The sequence below is a fragment of the Novipirellula caenicola genome (genome assembly GCF_039545035.1).
Lineage (GTDB): Bacteria > Planctomycetota > Planctomycetia > Pirellulales > Pirellulaceae > Novipirellula > Novipirellula caenicola.
The window spans coordinates 194,900-217,237 of sequence record NZ_BAABRO010000008.1; the positions used below are offsets into that span (position 1 = coordinate 194,900).

At 55.9% G+C, this 22,338-nt stretch carries 19 protein-coding genes; 7 read left to right on the forward strand and 12 right to left on the reverse strand.

Annotated features, from left to right (window positions below; all coding sequences use genetic code 11):
• Nucleotide 1 precedes the first annotated feature (1 nt).
• Nucleotides 2-2,386, reverse strand: coding sequence for an inverse autotransporter beta domain-containing protein (locus ABEA92_RS16910; protein ID WP_345685018.1), 2,385 nt, complete (start codon nt 2,384-2,386; stop codon nt 2-4).
• A gap of 363 nt (nt 2,387-2,749) precedes the next feature.
• Here ABEA92_RS16910 and ABEA92_RS16915 point away from each other — a divergent pair, with 363 nt between their 5' ends.
• Nucleotides 2,750-2,929: a hypothetical protein gene (locus ABEA92_RS16915; RefSeq protein ID WP_345685019.1), complete on the forward strand. Its 180-nt coding sequence runs from the start codon at nt 2,750-2,752 to the stop codon at nt 2,927-2,929.
• 180 nt (nt 2,930-3,109) lie between these two features.
• Nucleotides 3,110-4,942 carry an ATP-binding cassette domain-containing protein gene (locus ABEA92_RS16920; protein WP_345685020.1) on the forward strand — a complete coding sequence of 611 codons (1,833 nt, stop codon included), beginning with the start codon at nt 3,110-3,112 and terminating at the stop codon, nt 4,940-4,942.
• A 441-nt stretch (nt 4,943-5,383) separates the two neighbouring features.
• Here ABEA92_RS16920 and ABEA92_RS16925 read toward each other — a convergent pair whose 3' ends face one another.
• From ABEA92_RS16925 to rpmB, 7 genes are all read right to left on the reverse strand, one after another.
• Nucleotides 5,384-6,745 (reverse strand): class I adenylate-forming enzyme family protein, encoded by a 1,362-nt coding sequence (locus ABEA92_RS16925; RefSeq protein WP_345685021.1) that lies wholly within the window; start codon nt 6,743-6,745, stop codon nt 5,384-5,386.
• A gap of 16 nt (nt 6,746-6,761) precedes the next feature.
• On the reverse strand, nt 6,762-7,499 hold the full coding sequence (locus ABEA92_RS16930) for an SDR family NAD(P)-dependent oxidoreductase (RefSeq protein ID WP_345685022.1): 738 nt from the start codon (nt 7,497-7,499) through the stop codon (nt 6,762-6,764).
• On the reverse strand, nt 7,492-7,800 hold the full coding sequence (locus ABEA92_RS16935) for a hypothetical protein (RefSeq protein WP_345685023.1): 309 nt from the start codon (nt 7,798-7,800) through the stop codon (nt 7,492-7,494). Before ABEA92_RS16935 ends, ABEA92_RS16930 begins: the two co-directional genes overlap by 8 nt.
• Nucleotides 7,801-8,065: 265 nt before the next feature.
• Complete coding sequence (locus tag ABEA92_RS16940; protein ID WP_345685024.1) at nt 8,066-9,085, reverse strand: hypothetical protein; 1,020 nt, start codon at nt 9,083-9,085, stop codon at nt 8,066-8,068.
• A gap of 716 nt (nt 9,086-9,801) precedes the next feature.
• Nucleotides 9,802-11,391, reverse strand: a complete 1,590-nt coding sequence (locus ABEA92_RS16945; RefSeq protein ID WP_345685025.1) for a Na+/H+ antiporter NhaC family protein — start codon at nt 11,389-11,391, stop codon at nt 9,802-9,804.
• A gap of 2 nt (nt 11,392-11,393) precedes the next feature.
• Nucleotides 11,394-11,699, reverse strand: coding sequence for an Asp-tRNA(Asn)/Glu-tRNA(Gln) amidotransferase subunit GatC (gene gatC / locus ABEA92_RS16950; protein WP_345685026.1), 306 nt, complete (start codon nt 11,697-11,699; stop codon nt 11,394-11,396).
• A gap of 50 nt (nt 11,700-11,749) precedes the next feature.
• Nucleotides 11,750-12,019, reverse strand: coding sequence for a 50S ribosomal protein L28 (gene rpmB, locus ABEA92_RS16955; protein WP_008689692.1), 270 nt, complete (start codon nt 12,017-12,019; stop codon nt 11,750-11,752).
• A 239-nt stretch (nt 12,020-12,258) separates the two neighbouring features.
• Between rpmB and ABEA92_RS16960 the strand changes: the two genes are divergently transcribed.
• From ABEA92_RS16960 to ABEA92_RS16975, 4 genes are all read left to right on the forward strand, one after another.
• Complete coding sequence (locus ABEA92_RS16960) at nt 12,259-12,843, forward strand: hypothetical protein (protein WP_345685027.1); 585 nt, start codon at nt 12,259-12,261, stop codon at nt 12,841-12,843.
• Nucleotides 12,844-13,262: 419 nt separating this feature from the next.
• Nucleotides 13,263-13,511, forward strand: coding sequence for a hypothetical protein (locus ABEA92_RS16965; RefSeq protein ID WP_345685028.1), 249 nt, complete (start codon nt 13,263-13,265; stop codon nt 13,509-13,511).
• 161 nt (nt 13,512-13,672) lie between these two features.
• The gene (locus tag ABEA92_RS16970; RefSeq protein WP_345685029.1) at nt 13,673-14,899 is read left to right on the forward strand and encodes a DUF1559 domain-containing protein; all 1,227 of its coding nucleotides are present in this window, start codon (nt 13,673-13,675) and stop codon (nt 14,897-14,899) included.
• A 357-nt stretch (nt 14,900-15,256) separates the two neighbouring features.
• Nucleotides 15,257-15,745, forward strand: a complete 489-nt coding sequence (locus tag ABEA92_RS16975) for a thioredoxin family protein (protein WP_345685030.1) — start codon at nt 15,257-15,259, stop codon at nt 15,743-15,745.
• An 890-nt stretch (nt 15,746-16,635) separates the two neighbouring features.
• On the opposite strand, the gene ABEA92_RS16980 is transcribed toward ABEA92_RS16975, so the two are convergent.
• The 4 genes from ABEA92_RS16980 to ABEA92_RS16995 form a co-directional block, all read right to left on the reverse strand.
• Nucleotides 16,636-17,859, reverse strand: coding sequence for an MlaD family protein (locus tag ABEA92_RS16980; RefSeq protein WP_345685031.1), 1,224 nt, complete (start codon nt 17,857-17,859; stop codon nt 16,636-16,638).
• Nucleotides 17,860-17,868: 9 nt separating this feature from the next.
• Nucleotides 17,869-18,729, reverse strand: coding sequence for an ABC transporter ATP-binding protein (locus ABEA92_RS16985; RefSeq protein WP_345685032.1), 861 nt, complete (start codon nt 18,727-18,729; stop codon nt 17,869-17,871).
• Entirely contained in the window at nt 18,726-19,568 is an 843-nt protein-coding gene (locus ABEA92_RS16990) for an MlaE family ABC transporter permease (protein WP_345685033.1), read from the reverse strand. Before ABEA92_RS16990 ends, ABEA92_RS16985 begins: the two co-directional genes overlap by 4 nt.
• Nucleotides 19,569-19,859: 291 nt before the next feature.
• Entirely contained in the window at nt 19,860-20,711 is an 852-nt protein-coding gene (locus ABEA92_RS16995) for a fumarylacetoacetate hydrolase family protein (protein ID WP_345685034.1), read from the reverse strand.
• A 234-nt stretch (nt 20,712-20,945) separates the two neighbouring features.
• Between ABEA92_RS16995 and ABEA92_RS17000 the strand changes: the two genes are divergently transcribed.
• Nucleotides 20,946-22,247, forward strand: coding sequence for a hypothetical protein (locus ABEA92_RS17000; RefSeq protein ID WP_345685035.1), 1,302 nt, complete (start codon nt 20,946-20,948; stop codon nt 22,245-22,247).
• Nucleotides 22,248-22,338: the final 91 nt, after the last annotated feature.

Here is a 22,338-nt window from a genome sequence, read left to right on the forward strand (position 1 = left end):
ATCATGGAGAGTACGTGATCGTGTCGATCTCTGTAATTTGACCTGCTGTTATTCCGTTGTCGGCAGCTAGCTCTGATTTATTGGCTGCCCCTAAAACCGTCAGGCCTGCATTTTTCTTATTGTCCAGGACGATCGTGCCATTGCCGTCATCGAGCGTATTGCCTTCGATGCGGATCGCCATGTTGCGTCCCGTCAACGCGGAACTGGCAAGAATCTCATCGGTTTGATGCGATGTGATTGAACTGTTTCGAATGGTAGCTTGCGCATCCATTTCAATACGCAGCGCATAGGCATCGATACCCCAAGTGGTTACAGAGCTTCCACGCTCACTCCAAAGCTTGCCATTGTTTTGTGCCCGCACTCCATAGGCCAGTCTACCTTCGGTCAGGATGTCGCAGGCGTTATCAAGAGTCGCCTTGGCGTCATGCAGTAGAAGAATTCCATAGCCTCCCTCGTTGGTCGTATGAATTGTGCTCCCCCCATCGAAATAAATCGTACTTCTTTCAAGAGCTGTCACCGCGTGTGAATTGACGCCATGAGTGCGGATGAGACTCGCGTTGTTGAAGTGGATGCTTGTGTCGCCGAGAGCGTGAAGCCCATAGCCCCCCAAACCGTTCGTCGTAATCGTGCTGGCGTGGTCAAACAGAATCTGGGCATTCTCCGTAGCGTATATACCGGTTCCCAGCCGCCCGTGGGTCGTAATGCTGCTGGCATTGTCAAATTGGATATTCGTTGTGCCTGACGCTGCAATTCCATAGCCATTTCGTCCGCTCGTTGTAATGCGGCTGCCGTTGTCGAAAAGCAGCGATGCAGTATCTTGTGCAACCACGCCGTAGGCCCATCCACCGGTAGTGGTGAGCAGACTTTGGTCCATCGTAACGCTAGATGAATCTGACGCGAAAATACCGTAGGCGTCGTAGCCGCTGGTGGTGATACTGCTGTTGATCATGCGAACGTCCGACGCTCCGCCAAGTGCCAGCCCGTAGAGGTCGTCCGCGTTGGTGGTAATCGAGGTGTTCACGATACGGGCTCCGACGACGTCGATGCCAGAGATGCCCGCGTCTTCAAATGGATCGAGGATCGACAGGTTGTCAAGCATCGTGTTGTTTGCAAGCCGGATTGCAGTGTGTGTCGAATTCATGATCACCGGCCTAGCACCGTCGATGCCGCGAACGTTGGGCAATTCGATCAAACCGAGTTGCAATGTATCAATGTAGTGCGTGTAGTGATCGCCTTCGCCAAGGAGCCGCTGACCCGCTTGTAGTGTGAGTGTCTGTTGGCCGTCAAAGACGCTATCCGAATAGAGATAGACGATGTCGCCTGATTGCGACGAGGAATGGACATCCCCGACGTTATTCAGCGGGTTTTCGAACGTGCCGTCGCCGTTCCTTGCGCGAGTTCCGTCTACATGGACAACGCGTATGTCTGTGCCGTCAGGGTTTTTGAGCCGCTCGCCAACGAAGGTAGGCGGGGCACCGATCGCTCCGCGAGCAATCATCATGGCTGAGCGTCGCTTGACAGGATCGTTCATGCGACTTTCGACAGCGTTCGGTGAACGACGCGAACGTTTGCTTAGAAGGTCCGAGTAAAGCGTCAGTCCCACGGTGGCCTGAGTGCCAAAGTAGTTGTCGGTTTGAACGCCAACATCGACTTCGAAACTATCTTGAAATTTGGCATTCAGCCGAGCTGAAACTCCGCAGATATCATCCAGCTCGGGATTGTCAAATGCATAAATACCGCCGTATCCGCTGACGGCCACCCCTTCGATGAAACCATCCATCAACCTCAGTCGGCTGCCAAGTTCGAGGTCCATTCCACACAGGGACTGTTCGATTTGCGTTTGCTGGTTGTAAATGTATCCGTACTGTAAATAGTTTTGTTCGAACACAAACAACCTCTCGCCTGCTTCGGCAACGCTCGATGGTGCCGTTGACAAAATGCTGCGTCGATCGCCAAACGGAAAGTAGTAATTGTTACGCACTTCGAGCCGGCTGCCTAAGAACTCAAAGCCAAATCCAACCTGATTGTATTTGGCGTAGGGCGTGCCACGTTGGTCCGTGAACAAGTTGATGCCCCAGATTGCATCGGACTCGTCAAGGTAACCTCGCAGTCCGAGGCCGAGATTGAAGCCTACGTCCGACGAGCGGTGGCCGTGAAGCAGACGCCCGTCGATGAAAAACATGCTCTCGCGAGTGCCCCTTGGGATAAAGGCTCGCAGGTCCGAGTAGCCTTCCGCGACACCGTTCTCCAGCGACTGAGTGTGGACACCCAGTCGGCTCGAAAAGCTCTGTGCACACGAAACCGATTTTCCGCACAGCGAAAAGAGCAGAATCGTGAGACACGATGCAAATCGATAATGGGGGCAAGGCGTGAGCAAGAAACACATCCCTCATGATGCCGCTCGACGAGCGAGCGCCGTTTTGGGCCCCACGCTAGGGATCGTGCAAAGACGACCTGAACTGAAGCGACCCGACTTCGGATTGAGCCAAAACCAACAGAGGGGTGTCGTTGTTGATGGTTATGCTTGTATTACTCAGCAGCGGTTCCGGCCAGGATGGTGAACGTTTGCTTTCAGCGGCAAGCCGCATTCGCCGAAGCCCTGTTGGCGTGGAAAAGCCGGTCCGTCGAGTGGAATCAGTGATAACGATCATTCGGTCCGCTTGGCGGAGTGATCTGCTGTTGGTATCCGCGTAAATTTGTTCGGGATTTGACGAATGTCATGTCGTCGATTGGGGCTTTTTGATCGATCATGGCAGTTGCTTTGGCGGGGCGTCGGTACGCTGAGTGTGACGCTGCGCTCGTTTGCCGATGGGATCACGAAGGCGAGTGGGCTGTTTACGCTGCGTTGATGGGCGACGAGATCGTGCAAATCGAGGTTCAGCGGGGGCGATCCCCCGGCGTTTCGCTTGCGGCCCTGGCCCATGGCTGACCATTCGAGGGGGGATGCATTCTGCCGATTCTGAGGGATGGAAGAAGCCATGGTCGTTCGTGCCGTCGCACGGTCGTGCACAGTGGCAAGAGAACGCGGCGGGGGTGATGCGTCGCGTTTAAAAAAATCTTGAATTGACTTCCTCTGGACGATTTCGCTTACGTTCGTTCCACTCTTGGCATGACGCTTATATCGATTGATAACCTGACGATTGGCTTTCGCGGCCCTTCCCTGCTCGACTCGGTTTCCGCCAAGATCGAGATGGGGCAACGTATTGGACTTCTTGGTCGCAACGGCGCGGGAAAAACCACGCTAATGCGTATTTTGACCGGCGACGTTGTGCCTGACAGCGGTTCGGTCACGCTCCGCTCGGGCGCTCGCGTGGCAAGGCTCTCGCAAGAGGTGCCTCGCGATTGGAAAGGGACCATCAAGTCGATCGTGCTGGGTGAAAGCGAAGCTGAAAAGACCGGCGCGGATGCACTGGATTACGAAGAGGCGTGGAAGATCGAGCATGCCGCCGATTCCACACTGTCGCGAATGCAGTTGGATCCTGACGCCGATTTTCAAACGCTGTCCAGTGGACTGAAGCGTCGTGTGTTGTTGGCGCGGGCCATCTCGCGAAGTCCAGATGTGTTGTTGCTCGATGAGCCGACGAACCATTTGGACATCGCTTCGATCCTCTGGCTCGAGGATTTTTTGAGCCGCTGGGAAAAAACGCTGATCTTCGTCACCCACGACCGCTCCTTCCTGCAGAATCTCGCCACGCGAATTTGGGAGATCGATCGTGGCCGGTTGTTCGATTGGTCCTGCGACTACCAGACCTTTCTGCAGCGCAAAGAGCAGGCCTTGGCAGCGGAAGAAAAACAGAACGCGCTGTTCGATAAGAAATTGGCCGAAGAAGAAGCTTGGATCCGCCAAGGCATCAAGGCACGTCGAACGCGAAACGAAGGTCGCGTCCGTGCACTCAAAGCAATGCGTCAAAACCGTAGTGAGCGACGGACCGGAGAAGGCAAGGCGAAGCTGAATCTGCAAGAGGCTCAGCGTAGCGGGGCGCTGGTTGCGCAGCTCAAGGACGTTTCGTTTTCGTACGAAGACAAGCCCATTTTGAACCAGTTTTCGACGACGATCATGCGTGGTGACAAGCTCGGGATCATCGGTCGCAACGGGGCTGGGAAAACGACGCTTCTGAAATTGTTGCTTGGACAACTCGATCCTCAGCAAGGCAACGTCCGGCTTGGTACCAATCTGAAAATTGCCTACTTCGATCAATTGCGAGACACGCTTGATCCGGAAAAGACCGTGCAAGAGTGTGTTGGTGACGGCGGCAATCAGATTCAGGTTGGCGACAAGACCAAGCATATTGTCGGCTACTTGCAGGATTTTCTCTTTACCCCCGAGCGTGCTCGTACCCAAATCAAGTTTTTGTCTGGTGGCGAACGCAATCGTGCCCTGTTGGCTCGATTGATGACCCAGCCGGCCAACGTCATCGTGTTAGACGAACCGACGAATGACCTCGATTCGGAAACGCTCGAAATGCTTGAAGAGCAACTCGTCGAATTCGCGGGAACGGTGTTGATGGTCAGCCACGATCGAACGTTCTTGAATAACGTGGTGACCAGCACGATTGTGTTCGAAGACGATGGCGTCAACGAATACGTCGGTGGTTACGACGATTGGCAAGCGGCTGTGGCGCGGCGCCGCGAGAGCGAGAAACAGATCGTCGATTCCGCGAAAAGCGAGAGTAAGAGCGAGGTCAAAAAAGAGTCGTCCGGATCGAAACCGGCCAAGCCTGCGGCGAAAAAGTTGTCGTTCAAGGACAAACACGAGCTCGAGCAGTTGCCCGGCCGCATCGAAAAGCTTGAAGCCGAAATTGCCGTGTACCACGAGCGGATGGCCGATCCAACGTTCTATCAAAAAGGCGGAGCCGAGATCGCAAAGGTCAGCGGCGAGTTGGCCGAGCTGGAACAACAGCTCGCTACCGCGTTTGAGCGATGGGAAGAACTGGAAGGCTAGTGATCCGAAGTACCAAGGTAGCCCGCAACTCGCTGTGAGCCTGCGATCGATCCAGTCATATCGGGTTTGGCCTTGGCGTTTTATTCGTACGATGGACTTCCTAGTCCGTCGAATGCGGTATTGACGGACTAGAAAGTCCATCATACACCCCTTGCCGCAGGAAACTTCATTGAATCAACAAGCCGTCAAGACTTTCGGCAGCATGGCATAACCCATTGGGAATTCGAAATTCTTCACGAATTCCGCTACCAAGTTTCCGCCTCGGATACGTTCTCAGACAGTGCCTAGCCGGGTGGTTTTCTTAGAGGCGCGGCGTGGGGCCTCACCCGGTCAAAATCGAACGCTTTGCTCGCTGTAACCGGACGGGCCCCGCGCCGCGAACGCTACCCAAAGTAGATGGCATTGAGCTGCCGCCCGGCGGTTGGCCCCGGAACGCGATTGCTAGGACTGCGGCCTCCGCTGTTTTTTGAAGCGTTCGTCATGCGACAGATGGGGATCGATCGTCACGCGGATGGGGATCTGTTTGGCCGTCAAATGGTGCCGACAATGCCGCCGTACGGCCTGGGTTAATTCTTTTGCAGAAGGCTCGTGTCCAACAACCAGTTTGACGCGAGCGCAGACGATCATTCCCATGATCGCATTGTCTTCGCCGTAAACGGTTGCCGTATCGACTTGCGGCATCATTTCGATCACCGCTTCGACTTCGGCGGGATAGACTTTTTCGCCTCCCACGTTAATGATCTCGCCACCTCGCCCGAGCACTTTGAAGTACTCACCATCGACCTGGACCGCATCTCCGGTAATGAACCAACCGTCGTCGCTGAACGGAGATGCCGCATTGAGATAGCCGAGCATCGTGGAATGTGATTTGATTTGCAGGACGTTATCCACCACACGTGTTTCAACTCCATCGCCGCCAAGCTTCATCCACAGCGACGATGAGTCTTTGGATTTGGATCTCAAAATGCCGACTTCGGACAACCCGTAGGTTTGTTTGAATTGCACGTGCGGAAGTTTTTCGTTCAGCACGGCTAGGATGTGTGGCGACATCGGTTCGGTGCCATAGGTAATCATTTGCAGCGAACGGAGGTCGTATTCCTGCCACGCTGAACGCATCAATAGCAGTTTCAGGAATGTGGGTGAGGTGGGAAGCAGCTGAACAGCGAAGTCTTGGATCGCCGATAGCACCGCTTCGGCAGACCGATTGGAAGGGACCACGACGCATCCGCCGCTGCCCAGCGTATGCAGGATCGTATTCAGACCGCCGATGTGATCAAAAAGCAAGAAGGCCAGCGTTCGAAGTGGTCGTCCAGCGATGCGAAATTTATCGAGCAGCCGAGTGAAGTCGTGGACCGCCGCTTTAGGCTCGCCGGTCGACCCCGATGAAAACAAAACCAGCCCCGGATGCGAGACGGACTTCAATTTGGCGTACAGCGGATGCTCGGTCGCCGCCGTGCTGTGGAGCTTATGGATCGAGATTGATTCGTCACGAGTGATCTCGATTGCAACCTCGCAGCGGGCGAGTTGTTCATAGGTGTGGCGTTTGTTTCGCAGCGATTCCGACATCGGGACGATGATGGCACCACGCTGGATCAACGCGAGCAGCGCGGCGACGCCGTGTGGTGAAAAATCGGCGACCAGGGTGGTTGCGGTTCCTGCGTGAACGGCCTGTTCACTGAGTCGAGTGTCCCACTGGCCAATGGCGTCGAGCAACCAAGCATACGAGAACGATTGTCCCTGCCAAACGATGGCGTCATTGTCCGAGACTTGGCGAAAACGTTCTTGTAGAAAGCGTGTCGGCATTGGGGGGGTGGCAGGCTTACACGCCGCCTAGGTAGATGATTTGTCCAGTGATGAAATCGCTTTCCGGGCGAAGGAAAAATTCGACAACGTTGTAAACATCCTCGGCGGTCCCGAGTCGCTTGATGGCTTGGCGGTCGATCAATTGGTCAACTTTTTTCGCAGGCACACCACGTATCAAATCGGTTTCGATTGGCGACGGGCCTACGGCATTGACGGTGATTCCGGAACTGGCAAATTCGCGAGCGAGGACTTCGGTCAGGCTGACCACGGCGGCCTTGGACGCTGCGTAGGCCGATTCGCCCTCGAGCTTCAGCGGTGCTGCCACACTTGCCATGTTGACGATGCGGCCGCTGCGATTGGCAAGCATCAGTTTGGCGGCTTCCTGGCAAAACAAAAAGGTGCCGATCACGTTGGTTTCAAAAACCGATCGCACGGATTCAATCGGCGTTAGCAGGCTGTGGTTCATCGATGCGATCCCCGCATTGTTGATCAGCGCGTCCAGCCGGCCATGTTGCTGTTTGATCTCGTGAAACAGTTGGCGAACCGCCGATTCATCGGACACGTCCACGCGGTGGTGGGTGTAGCGATGAGAGGAGTCGGCGGCAATTCCTTCGGGCATCGCGGCACTGCGGCTGCAGCCAATCACGATGTCACCGCCGGACAAGAATCGCTCGGCCAGATGACGTCCGATGCCTCGGCTTGTCCCGGTGATCAGGACGATGCGTTCATTTTGCGGGGGCGCTGGGTTAGTCATCGGTGGATGTTTCAACGACTTTGGTCGCGAAAGCGACAAGCGTGGCGACGTTCTTGAACGGGCTGCGTGTTTCGGACATCGCTTTTTCGTCGGACAAACGGATCGGCCGGCCGAAGGATTCCGACAGCGAGGTTTCCAGATTCACCAACAGCGTCACCATCTCGATGGAATCGAGTGAGCTTCGCGAACCAACCAGCGGCGTGCCAGGATCAAAATCCAGCTGCTGTTCCTCCGGCCGTTCGTCGTTGAGGTCCTGAAAAACAGCGGCAAAGATTTCGGTAATTTTCTCGCTGGAATTCATGACTCGGTGGATCGGCAACAAAACAAGAAGGGGGGCACCCTTTAGCTAAAGGAACAAACGCGGTGAGGAAGTTCCACGCCGCGCCCCTCAGTCTAGTTGTATCCGCCTCAGCTTGAAATTGGGGGCCGAGTAGGCCGCTCAGTCTTCTCGCCGGCATTCATAAACGCGTCCGGTCCACCGTTTCCGACGGGGGAGTGCTTCCTCGCTGCGAATGCTGTGTTGCAGCTTCGGGGTTTGGGCCCGCGAAGGGGGGCGTCGCAAGGCATCAGGGGAAGAAGTAGCGGATCCAGTTTCTCACGCCTTGCCCTGGTACATAGGCGACCGGTTGGCCCCACAATCCTTGGCCGACTTGGACGAGGTTTCGCTCTTGTCCCAGGGTGAACAGCGATCCGATCGGTGCCGCTGAACCAGGTGTGATCGGAGTCCCGTAGACCGCAGACGGGGCGACCGCCATCGACGGAGCCGGGGCAAAAGTCGGAGCGGGAGCGATTGTCGTCGGTAGGGTCGCCGGAACGGCGCACGGGTCCGCGGCGTAGTAGCTGACGGGCATGTAGGGTGATGCGCAGGCGGCAGTGTAGCTGCTCGGAGCGCTGATGCACGGAGAATTGCTCATCGTTGCGAACTCGGTTTGCAGTTCAGGCTGAGCCAACGGCGTTAAATCACTGCTGCTGTTGGGGGAATAGGGAAGCGTGTTTTGGCCGCTGGAACCGGACGCCAGCGGCGGTGGCGCGGGCGAAAATCCGTTCGAGTTTCCAGGAAACGAAGATGGCGGATTGGTCGAAGCCGGGGGCGACGGCATCGTCGACGGTGGCAGCGATGGTGCCACCGGTTGCGTGGTGGGCGGTGGCGTGAAGCTGCTCGGAGGCGGCGTGTTGCTTGACGGGTTGGGGGGAACCGCAAAGCTGTTGGGCGGCAACCCCATCCCGCCACCGCTCGGCGATGAGTCCGGCGGCAATTGCGGTGCGGTCACCGTTTGTTGCATCATCGCTTGGCGAATTTGCGAGCGTTCGTAATCGGAATTGGCGGCCGCGTTGTGGGAAACTCGCGACGATTGGAATGCGTTGCCACTGGTTTGGTACGCGGTTTCACGAAGCGAGGTGCGGGAATCGCTGGACCGGTAGCGATCGACGGCGCTGGGCGAGCCGATGGGGCGAAGGCGAGTTTGAGGGGTGTCAATCGATGCGGCAGCGCTGTTTGGGAATGAAGCGGTTTGCCCCTGGACACTCGCCGGTAGAGCGGCGGCAATCGCCAGAGGAACGAGCATCCATAATGTGTGTCGAAGCATCCGTGTACCTTGTCCAGAGTTAGCATCATCGTTGACGCTCGATTGTTATTCTTTTTCTCCCATCCAATGCAAGACTGATGCCGGAACAAGAATTTTGCTCAAGTCCAGCAAAAATGACGTTTTAGCGCCGAAAGCCCCACCCGTTTTTACAATTGCGTTTGTAGGACTTTCAAAATCAACGTGGAAAAGGCTTCCGGCTCTGTCATCCCAATTCGGTCAATGGAATGACGTAGCGGGACTTGTCAACGGCTTGTTTATTTAGTCGTACGATGGACTTCCTAGTCCGTCGAATGCGCCATTGACGGACTAGAAAGTTCACCATACACCCCTTGCCGCAGGAGACTTCATTAAATCAACAAGCCGTCAACGACTTGTTGATTTATTGAGCCGTGACGCGTCAGCGGCCGGGTCCCACGCGATACCCGGTGCCTTACGGCCCACGGCTCACCATTGCAATTCGGATTTGGACTAAATCAACAAGCGGTCAAGACTTTCGGCAGCATGGCATAGCCCATTCGAAGTTCGAAATTCTTCACGAATTCCGCTACCAAGTTTCCGCCTCGGATGCTTTTTTAGACAGTGCCTAGCACGGTGAGCGATTGTCAGGCTGCAAATGACAGCGTGTGTGTTTCGTAGTTACGCTCGCCAAAGCGTGGATCGTTAGCGCGGAAATGCGACTCACCACCTTCTGGCAAAGGTCGCTACTGGAAAATCATTCACGGCGTTGGATGCTTGCCAACGAACCGCACGATGACCGCAAGTGCGACGGTCCCCATGATCAGACAAATCCAAGGCGAAACCCCCAGGACTGCGGGAATTGAGCCCATCGCGACACAGACCAACGCGACGGTAATCGCATAAGGCATCTGCGTGCGGACGTGTTGCAGGTGGTCACACCCACAGGCTCGACTAGACAGGACAGTGGTGTCCGAGATCGGAGAGCAGTGGTCGCCGAAGATCGCGCCGGCCAAGACCGACCCGGTCGTTGCCAAACAGATCGCGCCACCGGGGCCGCCGCTCGGGGCGAGGTCCAGCGAAAGCGTGACTGACAGTGGCGTCAGGATGGCCATCGTCCCCCAGCTGGTACCGGTTGAAAAGGCGACAAAGCCAGCGAGTGCGAAAACCACGGTGGGAAGGGCGCGAGGGTCGAGTCGATCCGAGAGTAGACTCGATAGATAGTCGCCCGTTTGAAGTGCGTCTTCCCCCGTCATCCCGCTCAACGCCCAGGCGAGCCAGAGGATGATCATCGCTGGCATCATTTGCCATCCGCCTCGCAGCGTTCCCATGGCAAGCGTCTTGAGATCGCAATTGCCAAAGATCGCGTGGGTCAGCCAAGCGGTCGCCAGCCCCACGGCGCCACCGAGGATTAAGGCAAGGTAAGACTTACCATTACCGAGGATTTCGATCGTATCCTGCAGCACGCCATTGGATGTGGTGCTTGGCTCCGCCGGCCATCCGGTCACCACCAGGGTTGTTCCAAGTGCCGCGACACAAGCCACGATCGACAACACCGCCGCAAGCCACAGACGGGGTGGGTACGTCGTGGTGGTTTCCTTACTTGCCGCGGCCGAGTCGGCAGCAAGCTCGCGAGGTGTTTCTTCGGCTCGTTTCATCGACGCGAAATCGCGACCGGTGATCGAGATCAAAAACACCATCACGATTGCCAGGATCGGATAGAAACGATAGGGAATCGATTGGATGAACAACGTGAAACCCGCTGACGGTGTCGTGATTCCTGCGTCGGCGAGCCCTTCGCTCATGTAGCTGATTTCGATCGCCGCCCAGGTGCTGACGAGTGAAAGTCCTGCGACAGGCGCGGCGGTGCTATCGACAAGGTAGGCGAGTTTGGCTCGAGAAAGTCCGTAGCGATCCGCGGTGGACCGCATTGTTCCACCGATCAGCAGCGTGTTGGCGTAATCGTCAAAAAAAATCGCCAGCCCGCTTAGCGAGATCATCGCTTGGGCACTTCGTCGCGACCGAATCCATCGAGAAAGCTTCGCGATCAACGCCGCGATCCCACCGCCCATCTCCATCACGCCGACCATCGCGCCAAGCAGCAGCGTGAACGCGAGTGTTTGCAGGTGATCAAAATCGCGAAGGCTGCTGTCGATCGCGCCGGCAAAGATGGCAAACGAATCGAGGAGCGATTTTTCTGGATTGGCGCGCGCAAGCAGCACCGCGCCGGCGAAGACGCCCGCTGCAAGAGGGAAGACAACTTGACGCGTTGCAATGGCCAGAAGGATTGCAACCAATGGTGGCACCAGGCTCTCGAATCCGTGCTGAATCGGATCGGCCAAGTCCAGCATGCTTAGTTTTTCGCTCCGGCGGTGCCGAGAACGGGAGGAACTAAGAAGCAGTCATCGTCGCGTGCCGGAGCGTTTTGCAGAGCTTGGTCGTTGGTCAAGCTTGGCTGCAATTCATCGGCGCGCCAGCGATTGTCGACGTCCAGCGCCGTTGTCATCGGTTCGATGTCCTCGGTATCGAGTTCAGACAATTGCTCAACGAACCCCAAGATCTTAGTGATCTGGGGGCCGATCGCATTGACTTCGTCGTCGGAAAGCTCAAGGCGAGCCAGCATCGCTAGTCGCCGAACATCATCCGCAGAGAGGGCCATCGATTTTCCTCGTCATTGGGGTTAACCGCCCGTCGTACGGCGATGACGCCTTATTTCTTGGCGCCACTGACGTCAAACGGCTTGGTCTTTACCGTCTTGCGGACTGCGCCACTGCGGATGCACTGGACGCAAATTCGCATTGTCTTGTTTTGGCCATTAGGCATGGTGACATGCACTTTCTGGAGGTTCGGGACGAATTTCCGGCGTGTACATCCGGTGATCTTCGTACCAACACCACCAAGGTATTTGGCCTTACCACGTGTTTCGATTCGGTTGCCCATTTGGACGCTCTTACCGCACGTTTCACATTGCCGTGCCATCGATCTTCTCCGCCACTTAGCGTGGTAAAAAGCAAAATTTCAAGTTCTGGGAAGCCCGGCACTATAGCGATCGATGGTCCCCACGTGAAGCAGGAAACAGCATTTCTTGACCGGTTCTTCAGCGAATTTTATGACTTTTCGGTTTTTAATGATGTTTTGCCTCCGAAATGTCGATGGGATGGTTTATCTGACCTAACCGGCAAACTTTAACAATCGACCCCCTGCAAGCGAGACATTTCATGTGCCCATCCCCCAAAGGCGGTTGCTGCGTGGGCTTGGACCTACCCTCTTCGGCGAGTTTGCCCTTCGCCCTGGTCCTCAGCATTTTGCTGATTGGGTCGAGCGTGGGATGTTCCGCATTCAATTTGCCGGGATTTAGCCCCGGCGAACCGGGGGCCAACTATGTCGCAGCCGGGATCGCAGGCGGATACCGCGGGCTCGACGAAACGATGGATGCCGACGTGTATCAAAAAGTTCGCCAAGCTCAGGCAGAAAACTCGATCGTCCTGCAAGTTGCGGTCGACAGGGACGAACCCGTTCGCGTGCTGCCATTGCCGCCGGAATCGAGTGGCCGGTCGGTGTTTGTCAGCAACCTGCTGAAACAAACCGGCGTGTTACAGAAATTCGGAGCCGTCAATGCGGTGCTCTATCGAAGCTCGCCGCAAGCGATCGGAGGAATTCGAATGGAAGTTCGCATGAACGAAAGTCACACGGTGGTTCTTCCCGAGTCGGACTACGCACTTAAACCGGGTGACCGTCTCTACGTGACGAAGTCCGAGATTTCGCCGATCCAAACGTTGGTCTCTCAAGCATTGGGGATCTAGGTTTCGTCGTCGTGCATGGTCGCACGGATCTCCAAGCCGTTAACGTGGTTCGTATTGAATAGACGCGGGCGATTTTCACTCTCGTTTGATGTGGCAGCGTCCAGTGTCGCCATGTTCAATGTCGCCACGTTCGATCTCACCCGTTTGCGACACTGTCCGCTGCTTGCACACCGCGTTCTCCGTGACGGTTGCCACTTGAAAAGCTGGCCGATCATGGTTTTGATTGCCGCTTGAAAAGCATCCTCAACACGATCCGCTGCGAATAGGACTTCGTTTATCGTAACTCCGCAGCATGGTTTTGTTGGAAAACTTGCCGGCAAAAAACTGGTAATGGAGTGTGGGTCGCGTTACAACAAGGGTACTTTTGTTCTAGTTTCTCATCACCCTACTCACTCAGCTTGCAACCCCGGGGGCAGCGGATGAGTCTTCTGCGACGTGTCTCACTCTCGCACTTTTCTTTTTTCGCCCAGCCAAAGCGTGGGGCGTCGTTGGCGGTCCTTCGCGTAGGGCTTCTCTTCTTGGCGGTTTCCGGCACGCTCTGTCTTGCAACCGGTTGTGGGGAATCGCGTGACGGCGTGGTCAAAGAAAGTGACGAGTATTCTTACGACGAGATCATGGCTCAGGCGGCTGAAGAAGAATTGGCGTCTGAGGCAGAACGCGAACCGTAAGGAAGCCACCACGACGTTGCGGCTTGTTACAAAACTCCTGTTGGCAGATTGGCTATCTCGGTTCCGGCGCCTTCGCGTGGGTAACAAAGTCGGTCAAGCATCGCGAGGTTAACCGACATCGCGAGGTTGGATTTGAGCGGGATCCTGTGGAAAGATCCGCTATGGCGTCACAACATTCTTCTCGCTTCACACTCGGCTTTACGTTGGTCGAACTGCTGGTCGTCATCTCAATCATTGGCGTATTGGTTGGATTGTTGTTGCCAGCGGTCCAGGCGGCTCGCGAAGCGGCGCGGCGAATGAGTTGCAGCAACAACGTTAAACAAATTGGCTTGGGGCTGCATAATTATCATTCCACCCATCATCAATTGCCGATTCACGGAGTCGGCCCCACCAACGAAAACACCAATAGCACCTCGCTTGCGGATAAGAAAGATGGTTCCGCGTTTACGCGTCTCGAGCTGACCTATTTGGTCGGGCTCTTGCCGTTTATCGAGCAACAGGCATTGTGGGAACAGATGAGCGAACCGATGCAGGAATCCGATGGTGACATTTGGCCTGCGTTTGGACCACGGCCGTGGAATGGAAACTATCCACCATGGGCGACCGAGATTTCGACGTTTCGCTGCCCGAGCGATCCTGGCCGTGGGGTTCCCGCTTTGGGCCGCACCAACTATGCCGCCTGTACCGGCGATGGTTTCTATGACGCCGAACATGGAGTCACGGTGTGGAATGGATCACGTTGGTTGTACAACCGCGACCCGACCGCAAAGAAACGTGCCCGCTGTGGTTTACGAGGTGCATTTGTGCCACGAAAAAGTCTCAAGTTTCGCGACTTCCTGGATGGTTTGTCCAATACGATCGCCGTGGGTGAGATCATGACGGGGTTGGGGGATCGGGATAAACGATCCGTCGGCTTCTCCAACGCCAAGGGTGGTTTCTTCAAGGTGGCGAACAATCCCAAGCGATGTTTCGAGCTCGGTTATATCGACGTCGCTCGGCCTCAATTTTGGACCAGCAGTGCAAAGGTGTACGGCGCCGTTTCGGAGCGAGGCTATCGCTGGGCCGACTTTCACACCCTGCAATCGCAATTCAATACGATCCTTGCGCCCAATTCGGAAATCTGTTTGGTCGGGCACTCGGATACCTATGGGATTGCTCCGGCGAGCAGTCGGCATCAAGGGGGCGTTCATGTTTTGATGGCTGACGGCGCGGTGAAGTTCATCACCGATTCGATCGAAGCAGGGAACTCGAATTCCCCGTGCGTGTATTGCAGAGCACTGAGCAGCGGAACCAATAGCGTGGTTCCCGAAGGATCGAAGAGCCCCTACGGATTGTGGGGAGCCTTGGGGACTCGCGCTTCGCGAGAAAGTGTGTCCACGGATTTTTAATTTCCCGCGTTCGCACGCCTTTTCCCCTGCTCGTTCCACCGCCCTTTCGCTCTGAACCTTTTTGCCGCAAAACACCGTTTTTGGTCGCACGACATCGCGATGCCGGGTGTCAGTGTGCCGCCCACGGCGTGGCTTGGCCATTGGCGTCCTTCGGATACTCGGGGAATCTGTCGACGGTGGAAACGGCGGCAAAACGCAGGAAAAAGGACTCTATGGAGTAGTCGGTGCCCGTAAATTTGGCCGTTTTGGGCAGTCTGGTGGGGGATGAGTGTTGCCTTTGCGGATTAGGCGATTTAGTCTGCCTCGCCAACGAGACGTTGCTTTTCAAATTTTCCATTTCTTTTCGGAGAGATCGCCATGAAACGAATCATGGTTGGGTCCAATCCCATGATGGGTTTGGCAGTTGCATTGGTTGCAATCATGACAGTGGTCTGTCAGGCAAGGAACGCCGCGGCGGAGATGCCGACATTGACAAGGGTGTCCCCGTTTGGGCAGGTGGCAAAGCCTCGCGTGACATGGCACCGAACGCTGCGTTCGGGATGGCAAGAAGCACGTCGACGCAACGTTCCCATGGTGATCTATATCACGACCGATCACTGCGTTTATTGTGATGCGATGAAACGCGATACGTGGTGCGATGAAACGGTCGAGCAGCGTGTTTCGAAAGACTTCGTTGCCATCCTACTGACGCCCCAAGAGAACGAAGCGACGCTGGGACGCATCGATGTCGCGGCCTATCCCACAACGCTGATCGGCGTTCCCGAAGGCAAGATTGTCGGACATCGCACAGGCTATCAACCGGCCGCGGCGCTTCACCAGTTTTTGAACGAAGCCTCGAAGCGATAACGGATCGGGTGCAATGACTTGCTTTACCCTCCCAGCCTGCGTCGGGAGGGTCGAAAACCGAGCTTTCAGCGAGTTTTTCGGGGAGGGTGGTGAATTCTTGCTGCACGGTCCACTTCTAACACCACGAGCCCCACCGGTGAGCCGGCTACCGCCGACTCTGACCTCCCCAAAGGGGAGGTGAAATTCAATCACCCTCCCAGCTTGCGTCGGGAGGGTCGAAAAACGAGCCTTCAGCGAGTTTTGCGGGGAGGGTGGTGAATTCTTGCTGGCACGGTCCACTTCTAACACTCCGAGCCCCACCGGTGAGCCGGCTACCGCCGACTCTGACCTCCCCAAAAGGGAGGTAAAACTCGATCACCCTCCCAGCTTGCGTCGGGAGGGTCGAAAAACGAGCCTTCAGCGAGTTTTGCGGGGAGGGTTGGTGAATTCTTGCAGGCACGGTCCACTTCTAACACCACGAGCCCCACCCAGAGTCGGCTACCGCCGACTCTGACCTCCCCAAAGGGGAGGTAAAACTCGATCACCCTCCCAGCTTGCGTCGGGAGGGTCGAAAAACGAGCCTTTAGCGAGTTTTTCGGGGAGGGTGGTGAATTCTTACTGGCACGGTCCACTTCTAACACTCCGAGCCCCACCCAGAGCCGGCTACCGCCGACTCTGACCTCCCCACAGGGGAGATGAATTTCGATCACCCTCCCAGCTTGCGTCGGGAGGGTCGAAAAACGAGCCTTCAGCGAGTTTTTCGGGGAGGGTGGTGAATTCTTGCTGGCACGGTCCACTTCTAACACCACGAGCCCCACCGGTGAGCCGGCTACCGCCGACTCTGATCTCCCCACAGGGGAGGTGAATTTCGATCACCCTCTCAGCTTGCGCCGGGAGGCTTCAATCACCGACTATTTAAAACCGGCACCCGAGGGGCGTTTGGATAGGGCACCACGGACGCCTAACTCGCGAGGGTCGCGTGCAATTTTGTCACTAAAGATGCGGACGTCATCGAGGATCGGCCGGATGCGTGCCGAGGCCTGTTCGATGTTTTCGATCGTGCGGCGAACTTGCCAATAGATTTCATCGTCTTCGAGGAATCGTTTGAACGATCCGTCGCTGTTGTTGACCGCTCGGCCCAACGTTTCAAGTTCTGCCAGGGCAACGTCGGCGCTGGCCAACGTTCGCAGCACCTGTTCGACCAGTTCACCGCCACGCTGACCGAGAGGTTCGGTGAATTTTTCGACATTCTGCATCGTGCGATCAAAACTTGCCACCGATCGCTGCGCCGTCGCGATGGTTTCTTCCGCGGTGGCGCCCACTCGTTCAAATCGATCGCCAACCCGACGGAAACTCTCGAACGTTTCTCGGGTGCTGTCGAGTGTTTTTTGTGCATTCATCAACAGTTGCGGCAACTGGGCCATCGAACGTTCAATGTTCTCTTGAATTAACGGGTTGCCTACGGTTTTTCGCACATCGCGGATCGCGCCTTGGAATTCTTCGAGTGTTTCGACCGCTTCCTGAGCCAGTCGGTCCATGTTTTGATCGGCCCCTCCTACCGTGTCTTTGACTTCGACGGCAAGTAGGTTCACGTTCTCGCCGGCCAGCGCAATCGAATCGCCCGCCTTGCGGATCGACTCCATCGTTTCCAACATCTGCCCTTCCATGCTGAACAGCACGTTATACGGGTTTTTGGATTTTTGGCCGTAGTCCAGGTAATCTTCGTGGGCAAAGCGAGTGCTCACCAATTCCATTTTGCCGCCCAATGCTTTTTCTAGCTCTTCTTCGGTCGCTCGCACGAACTCAATCGCAGCGTCACCGGTCACTAGCGAGCTATTTCCGATCGTGGGGATGTAGTGGCGGTCAATTGGCTTGGTGCTGTCCATCGCCAATGAAACCAAAACGCCTCCTTCGGGAAGCAGCGAGATCTCGTCCACCCGCCCGATCCGTACTCCGTCGCGAAGCACCGGGGTGTTGGGGCTGACCCCTTCGGCCGATGGAAACTCGACCAACAGCGTATAGTCTTGATTCAGTACGTTGGGGAATGCGCCGAACAAGAACGTCAAAATGATGCCGATGCCGATCGCGGAAACGACGAGCACCCCGACGCCGAACCGTAGTTTATTATCATCCATGATTTTTTCTTAGCCTTCGCTTTGCAGCGACATCTCCTTCAACCGTTCACCCGCTTCACCACGAACAAATTGGCGAACGCGTCGATCATCGGCGTGTTCAAGGTCACTGGGCGATCCATCGAATAACACTTGCGATTCGTGCGGACTCAAGCGTCGTCGCGGGTAAAACATCAACACACGATCGGAGACTTTGCGAGCGGTGTGCATGTCATGCGTGACCACGATGCTGGTCACCGGATAACGTCGCCGTGTCTCGAGGATCAATTCGTTGATCACGTCGCTCATGATCGGATCGAGTCCCGTGGTCGGTTCGTCGTACACGACCAACTCCGGTTCCAAAATTAACGCACGCGCCAAACCGACCCGTTTCCGCATCCCGCCGGATAACTCGGCGGGATACTTTCGTGCGACTTCGCTTGGCAACCCGACTTCCATTAGATGCTGCATCACTCGGTCGCGTACTTCGGACTCTGCGACCACCTCGTTTTGCCGCAGCGGAAACGCGACATTTTCGAAGATTGACATGCTGTCGAACAACGCTGCGTTTTGAAATACAAACCCAAAACGTTTGCGAGTTCGTGTGAGTTCGGTCATGCTCATTTCGTCGAAACGGCGACCGTCAAACGAGATCGACCCTTGCGTCGGTTGGATCAAACCGACCAACGTTTTCATGAAAACGGTTTTGCCACACCCGCTTTCGCCAATCACCGCGATGGTTTGGCCTCGCAAGATCGAAACGTTGATGTCTTGCAGGATCGTTTGCTTTTGAAACACCACGCTCAGATCATCGACCACGATCAGTGATTCCGAGGCGTCGCCTGGTTTGGGTTCAGGATCAAGTTCGTATTCGTAATCGTTATCGGAGCTCATAGGATCGATGCTCCTTCGGGATAAAGTTTGAAGTACAACGCGTCCAAGAAAATGTTTAGCGCCAAGTCGATCGCCAGGATCAAGACAAACGAGTAGACGAACGCCGCGGTGGCAGCTTTGCCAACCCCTTCGGCACCGGCTTGGCAATTGAATCCTCGGTAGCAACTGACAATTGCAATCACACCGCCAAAGAAGAAGCTTTTGAAGATGCCATTGAAAAGGTCAAAACCGCGTACCCCTTCACGCGAATGATTCAGGTAGGCGGCGTGATCGATTCCAAGGATCACCACGCTGTAAAAATAGCCACCGACAATCCCCATGAAATCGGCCATGATCGTCAGTGCCGGGATTAGCAAAATGCAGGCCAAGAATCGGGGCACAACCAAGTAATGGATCGGATCAGCACCCATCGTGGTGAGTGCATCGATTTGTTCGGTCACTCGCATCGTTCCCAAGACCGCCGCCATGGCGCTGCCGACGCGGCCGGCCAACATCGTGGCGGCAAGAACGGGACCCAGCTCGCGGACCAGCGAGGTGTTGATGACGACCCCCAATCGGTTCTCGAGCCCAAAGGCGTGGAATTGGTAGTAGCTGTTCACCGCTAGCACCATCCCGATGAACGTGCCGGTTAACGCGACGACAGGCAAACTGAGCACACCGACCTGATAGAAATTCGGCAGAATCGTGCCGCGACGAGGGAGCCGAGTGAACAACCAAACAAACATCTTCCAAGCGAAGATGGCAATGTCGCCCACGGTGGTCACGCCATCGACGACTGCCGATCCCCATTCCATCACCCAGCGCACGAAGGGGCCTTCGCTTGGCGTGGGATCATTCATTGCCCCGCCTCGATGTGGCGACGGCAGTGCAGCGGTACCCTGCTCAGCCACGTTTGCTTTTCTCCCCATGCCGAAATGACGCGAATTTGCGAATCGTCCGGCGGTGAGTGTGGGGATCTCCGCAATTGTGACCCGTCGCGCTGCTCTGCAGCGCTATCACTCGGGTCGCGCATCCACCATCACCGCATACGTGATTGTATCGGTCAGGTGGACCTTGAGGATTAGCGAAAGAAAACGGATCGTGGTTGCTAGCTATTGTGGATCGAGCGTTGTCCCCAATTCACGGCGTTTCTATTCCGCGACACACGGGTTACTCAAGGTGCCAATGCCATCAATTTCGACTTTGCAGACATCGCCTGGTTTTAAGAAAACGGGCGGCTTTCGGGCGACACCGACCCCGGGGGGAGTGCCAGTGAAAATCAGGTCACCGGGATGGAGTGTCATGATTTTAGTGAGATGCGCAATCAATTCGCCAATGTTAAAAATCAGCTGAGCGGTGGTGCTGTTTTGGACAACTTCGTCATTGAGATGCATTTTTACCCGCACGTCGCTGGGGTCGGTCATTTCGCCAGTGGTCACGACACAGGGGCCGACGGGAGCGAACGTGTCAAAGCTCTTGCCCAGCAACCATTGGCCCGCCGGGCGTCCTTTTTGCCAATCGCGAGCCGAGACATCATGCCCGCAGGTGTATCCGTAGACGCAATCCATCGCGTCGTCGGCCGAGACGTGCTTGGCCGTTTTGCCGATCACGACCACCAATTCGGCTTCGTAATCGACTTGCTCTGAAACTCGCGGCAAGCGAATCGCATCGCCATGCCCGACAATGGCTGTATTGAATTTGCTGAACACGACGGGTTCCGAGGGGATTTCAGAACCGGTTTCGATCGCGTGGTCGCGGTAATTCAGGCCGATGCAAATCACTTTCTCCGGCGTGTCGATCGGAGGCAGCAGCTTGTCAGGAGCCGGTTGCCACTGCGATTCGCTTGGCTTGGGCAGGTCCGCGAGCCACTTCGCACCTCCCGCCAATAGTTCCGCTTGAGTCACCGGAGCATCGGTCAGCGAAGAGAGCGGACAGATCCGCGAGCCCTCGTAAATCGCAAACTGCGGGTTCCCCTCAGCGTCGCTGAATCGGCAAATGGGCATCACTCTATATCCTTTGGGAATCGATCAAGTCGGTTGGTAATTTGCTGGATCACTTTTTCATGATCTACCACAGTGTAGCACTCTTGCTTGACTTTTTATGCCACCCCAAACCGAACCACCGATGCGGTTCGGTTATACTGGGCGACACGCGGCGCCGACAAACGTTCGCTCCCCTGCCCTACCCCGCCCTCCCCTGCCCCCTTGCCTGACAATACAACGAGGTATTCCCTGCCAATGAATTTTGCATCTTCAAGACGAACGGCGTTAAAAACAATTGCTTCGGCCACCGCATTGGCCTCCGTCGGCCCAGTGGCAAGTGCTGCAGAGCAGGCGAATTCTGGCTTGGCGGAATCGTTTCCCCCGGTGCGGCAAATCACTCGGGGGCCCCTGAATCATTGGTTTGGCTACTACGATAAACTTGAATTCGATCCGACCAATCGTTTTGTCCTCTCAGGCGAAGTGCCGTTTGAACATCGCACGCCGCGTGCGGACGACACGATCCGTGTGGGCATGGTCGACACCGCGGATAATGACAAATGGATCCCGCTCGGTAAAAGCAGTGCGTGGGGATGGCAGCAAGGTTGCATGTTACAGTGGCGACCGCAGTCCGATTCCGAAGTGGTTTGGAACGATCGTCAAGGCGACCAACATGTTTGCCGCGTGATGGACGTGAAGACTAAAAAACTTCGCACGTTGCCGCGGCCCATCTATGCACTCAGTGGCGATGGGAAATGGGCGATCACCGCCGATTTTTCGCGGATCCAGCGGATGCGGCCGGGCTACGGGTACGTCGGATTGACCGATCCTTGTTCGCAACTTCGAGCACCTGAGGACTCGGGCGTCTGGAAAATGAACATGGAAACGGGCGAGTCCGAGTTGATCTTTTCGCTCGCCGCAGCGGCTCGGATCGATTACAAAGGCAAATCGTTAGCCGACAAATGGAACTACTTTAATCATCTGTTGGTCAGCCCCGATAGCTCGCGATTCATCGTTTTGCATCGCTGGCGTGAAAGTACGGGCGACGGGCCGGATGCCGAACCGGCAGGACGTTTCACGACGCGAATGTTTACCGTCGGCATGGACGGTCGCGACCCCTACATCCTCGATCCGTCGGGAGAAACATCGCACTTCATTTGGCGAGATCCGTCGCATGTTTGTGCATGGACGAAACCGACGGGCAAGTCGTCAGGTTTTTATTTGTTTCGCGATCAAAGCGACGAAGTTCAAACGGTGGGCGAAGGAGTGATGACGCAAAACGGGCACAACACGTATGTGCCCAATACCGATAACGAGTGGATTCTCAATGACACCTATCCGCAAAAAGGGACTCGCACGCAGAATCCCTATCTGTACCATGTGCCGTCCAATCGAGTGGTTCCGCTCGGTCATTTCTACTCGCCGCCGGAATACACTGGCGAGTGGCGGTGTGACACGCATCCGCGAAATAGTAACGACGGAAAATCGGTCGTGATCGATTCGCCTCACCACGAAGGCCGGCAATTGCATTTGATCGACATCCGCGAAATCGTGGCGTAACACGCACGTCGTAGTCCGCCATTCGCATTTTCCCGTAGCGAAACTCGCCAAGAGTTTCGGTGGTAGATGCTCCGACAGGCTGGAAGCCTAT